Annotated in this window: 4 protein-coding genes; all 4 read right to left on the bottom strand. The window is 75.3% G+C overall.

Annotation, left to right across the window (positions count from 1 at the left end; translation table 11 throughout):
• On the bottom strand, positions 1–2,379 hold a 2,379-nt coding region (locus QZX64_RS13680), incomplete at its 3' end, for an ABC transporter permease (protein ID WP_295660863.1).
• Positions 2,376–3,134, bottom strand: coding sequence for an ABC transporter ATP-binding protein (locus QZX64_RS13685; RefSeq protein ID WP_295660864.1), 759 nt, complete (start codon positions 3,132–3,134; stop codon positions 2,376–2,378). The genes QZX64_RS13680 and QZX64_RS13685, both read right to left, overlap by 4 nt.
• A 100-nt stretch (positions 3,135–3,234) precedes the next feature.
• Positions 3,235–3,909 carry a response regulator transcription factor gene (locus QZX64_RS13690; RefSeq protein ID WP_295660866.1) on the bottom strand — a complete coding sequence of 225 codons (675 nt, stop codon included), beginning with the start codon at positions 3,907–3,909 and terminating at the stop codon, positions 3,235–3,237.
• Between the two features lie 19 nt (positions 3,910–3,928).
• Positions 3,929–4,309 (bottom strand): sensor histidine kinase (locus QZX64_RS13695; RefSeq protein ID WP_295660868.1); only part of this gene is annotated, 381 nt, incomplete at its 5' end.

Here is a 4,309-nt window from a genome sequence, read left to right on the forward strand (position 1 = left end):
CAGCACCCCCGCCAGCAGCCCGGCGGCACCGGCGACGGCCACGACGGCGGCCAGCTGGAGCCACGGCAGCACGAACGGGGCGTCCACGATCACCGGCTCGACCATCGCCTGAACGGCCACCCAGGCGAACGCCGTGCCCAGCACGCCGCCGAGCACGGTGGCGACCAGCGCGAGCAGCACCGACTCCACGGCCAGGGTCGCCCGCAGCTGGCGGCGGGTGAGGCCCAGGGCACGCAGGAGCGAGTTCTCGCGGCTGCGCTCGATGACCGAGAGCCCCAGGGTGTTGGCGATGCCGATGAGCGCGATCACCACGGCGACGGCGAGCAGCCCGACGACGGTCCAGGTCAGCACGTCGAGCTGGAGGTCGACCCACGCGCGGTCGGCCAGCCCGTTGACCGTCTCGGCGGCGACCGGGGCCGCGGCCGCGCTCAGGTCGCCACCGAAGTCGTCGCCGTCCGCGCCCTCCTCGGCGCGCACCCAGACCGCGGTGAGCGCCGACTCCTCCGAGAGCCGGGCGAAGGTCTCCGGAGCCACCACCGCCGCCCCGCCCCATCCCTCGCCGCCGACCACGGTGAGCCGCTCGGTCCGGTCGCCGACGCGCACGGTCACCGTGTCGCCGCCGAACTGCTGGGGCCCGAGCAGCTCCCACGGCACGTAGACCTCCTCGGGGCCGGCGGCGGCCACGGGCCCGTCGCCGCGGGTGACCGTCGTGCTGTCGGGCGCCGAGAGCAGGGGCACGGCGCCGGCCCCGACGATGCGCGCCTGCGTGCCCTGCACCGCCACCACCGCGTCCACGGAGGGCAGGCTCTCGACCTGCGCCACCACCGACCCGGGGATCGCCTCGCCCGTCGAGGTGAGCGCACCGTCGAGCGGGTGCTGGGTGTCCAGCTCGGCGCCCAGGGCGCTGCGCGAGCTGGCCATGCCGATGAGGACGGCGGTGGTCAGGGTGACGCCGACGAGCAGGGAGGCGGTGGTGGCCGCCGTGCGCCGGGGGTTGCGCACCGCGTTGCTCGTGGCGAGCCGGCCCGGCATCCCGGCGATCCGGCCCGTGAGCGGACCGACGGCCCGAATGAGGGCCGGCACGACGATCGGGCCGAGCATCAGCAGCCCCACGAAGGCCGCCGAGCCGCCCGCCACCATGACCCGCACCGACTCGCCGGCCACCGACATCGCCAGCAGCACGACGCCCGCGGCGGCCACCAGCACCCCGGACGCCACCCGCACCCGGCCCGCGCCGGTGCGCACGTCGACGCCGGCTTCCGGCCGCAGCGCGACCAGCGGGTCGACGCGGACGGCGCGCCGGGTGGGCAGCCACGCCGCGACCGTGGTGACCAGGAGGCCGACCGCCGCGGCGCCGACGTACCAGCGCAGCCCGATGTGGACGTCGCCGAGCGCGGCCGAGGAGAACAGGCCGCGCGCCGCGGCGACCAGGCCGTGGCCCAGGCCGGTGCCCGCGGCGATGCCGATCACCGAGGCGACGACGCCGAGGACCAGTGCCTCGACGCGGATGGAGCGGAGCACCTGCCTGCGGGTGGCGCCCACGCAGCGCAGCAGCGCGAAGTCCCGCCGGCGCTGCGCGAAGAGGATCGTGAAGGTGTTGGCGATCACCAGGACGGACACGAACAGCGCGATGGCCGCGAAGAGCAGCAGCAGGGTGGCGAGCACGTCGACGCCCTGGTTGGCCTGCACCTGGCGCTCCTCGACGAACTCCTCGACCGGCATGACGCGGACGTCGGAGGTGATCGACTCGATCTGCGCGGTCTGCTCCTCCACCGAGCCGGCCGAGGACCACGCGACGGCGTCGGCGTAGATCGTCTCGCCCCAGGTGCGCAGGTCGGCCCAGGTCAGGTAGACGGCCGCGGCGCTGGTGACCGAGGGCGAGTCGACCTTGCCGACCACCTCGACCTCCACCGCGTCCCGGCCGCTGCCGACGGTGAGCACGTCGCCGACCTCCACGTCGCCCTTCTTGGCGGCGTTGCGGTCGACCACGGCCTCGCCGGGCGCGGTGGCGAAGCGGCCGCTCGCCAGCTCCTGCCAGCGCAGCGCGGGGCTCAGGCTCAGCTCGCCGACGTCGGTCTCGTCGACGATGCGGACGCCGTCGCGCGAGACGGGCTGGCGGGTCCAGCCGACGACGGCCGCGTCGGCCCTCTCCGCCCTCGCGCCGTCGCGGATCTCCACGGCGGCCAACGGGGCGAGGTCGGTGGCGACGACGTCCGCGCCGGCGTACGGCGCCCTGATGCCGGCGAGCATGCCCGAGCGGGCCGACGAGGTGAGCGCTGCGGTGGTCAGGATGAACGCGACCCCGATGGTCACCGCGATCGCGGCGGCGACGTACCTGCGGGTGTGGGTGCGCAGGGAGGCCAGGAGCACGGTCCTCATCGGCCGACCGCCTCGCCGCGCAGGGCCGCCAGGAGCCGGTCGGCGCCGGGCTCGACGAGGTGCTCGCGGACGAGGCCGTCGGCGAGCACCACGACGTCGTCGGCGTACGCCGCGGCGTCGAGGTCGTGGGTGACCATGACCACCGTCTGGCCCAGCTCGCGCACCGAGCGGCGCAGGAAGTCGAGCACCTCGGCCGACGACTCGCTGTCGAGGTTGCCGGTGGGCTCGTCGGCGAACACGATGTCGGGCTGCGCCACGACGGCACGGGCGATGGCGACCCGCTGCTGCTGGCCGCCGGAGAGCTCGTGCGGCCGGTGGCTCAGCCGCTCGCGGAGGCCCATGGTGTCGACCACGAGGCGGAAGCGCTCGGGGTCGACCGCACGCCCCGCCAGGTCGAGGGGGAGCACGATGTTCTGGCGCGCGTCGAGCATGGGCAGCAGGTTGAACGACTGGAACACGAAGCCGATGTGGTCGCGGCGGAAGACGGTGAGGGCGGTGTCGTCGAGGGTCGAGAGCTCCACGCCGCCGACGGTCACCTCCCCGGCGGTGGGGGTGTCCAGCCCGGCGAGGCAGTGCATCAGCGTGGACTTGCCGGAGCCGGAGGCGCCCATGACGGCGGTGAACCGGCCGCGCGGCAGGTCGACGTCCACGCCGCGCAGGGCGTGCACCTCGGCGTCGCCGCGGCCGTAGGACCGGCTCAGGCCGCGGGCACTGGCGGCGGTCGTGGTGGTGGTCGTGAGGGTCGTCTGGGTCATGCCGAGAACGCTATTTCGGCAGTGGCTTCCGGTCGTCAGGCCGCGGGTTGATCTCCGCGTCAGCCCGCGGGATGAGTCGTCCGCCCCACACCCGGCCGGCTCAGCCGACCAGGCCGGCCTCGTGGGCGAGCACGACGAGCTGGACGCGGTCGCGGGAGCCGGTCTTCGCGAGCAGCCGGCTGACGTGCGTCTTCACCGTCGCCTCGGCCACCACGAGCTCGGCGACGATCTCGGCGTTCGAGAGCCCGCGACCCACCAGGACGAGCACCTCGCGCTCCCGGTCGGTGAGGCGTGCCAGGCGGGCGTCGTCGACGTCCGGCGAGCGCCGGCCGGAGAGGGCGGAGAAGTGCTCGAGCAGCCGCCGGGTGGTGCTCGGGGCCACCACCGAGTCACCGGCGTGCACGGTGCGGATAGCCCCCAGCAGGTCCTCCGGTGGGGCGTCCTTGAGCAGGAACGCCGCCGCGCCCGCCCGGATCGCGGCGAAGGCGTACTCGTCGAGGTCGAACGTCGTCAGCACGATCACGCGCGGCGCGCCGGGCCGGGCGGCGACCAGCCGTGTCGCCTCGACGCCGTCCAGTCGCGGCATCCGCACGTCCATCAGCACCACGTCCGCCCCGGTGGCGGCCAGCAGGTCGGCGGCCTCCTGCCCGTCGCCCGCCTCCCCGACCACCGTGAGGTCGGGCTGGGACTCCACCAGCATGCGGAAGCCCGCACGCACCATCTGCTGGTCGTCGACGAGGAACACCCGGATCGCCCCACCCACAGGATCCGTCACTGGTCACTCACAGGATCACTCACAGGGGGATCCTCGCCTCGACCACGAACCCGCCGCCGGGGCGCGGCCCGGCGAGCACGTCGCCGCCGTGCACCGCCACACGCTCGCGCATGCCCAGCAGGCCGAGCCCCGAGCCGTCGTCGACCGACGCGGCGCCGCGTCCGTCGTCCGCGACCCGCACGGCCACGCCCCCGGGCGACACGTCCACGTCCACGCGAGCCGTCACGCCCGGGCCGCCGTGCTTGCGCACGTTGCTCAGCGCCTCCTGCACCACGCGGTACGCCGTCAGCGCCACGCCCGCGGGCACGTCGGTGTCGAGCCCCCGCAGCTCGGCCCGCACCGCCTCGCCCGCCTGCTCGACGAGCACCGGGATGTCGGTCAGCCGCGGCGCCGGCGCGGT

This window comes from uncultured Nocardioides sp., from assembly GCF_902805925.1.
Lineage (GTDB): Bacteria > Actinomycetota > Actinomycetes > Propionibacteriales > Nocardioidaceae > Nocardioides.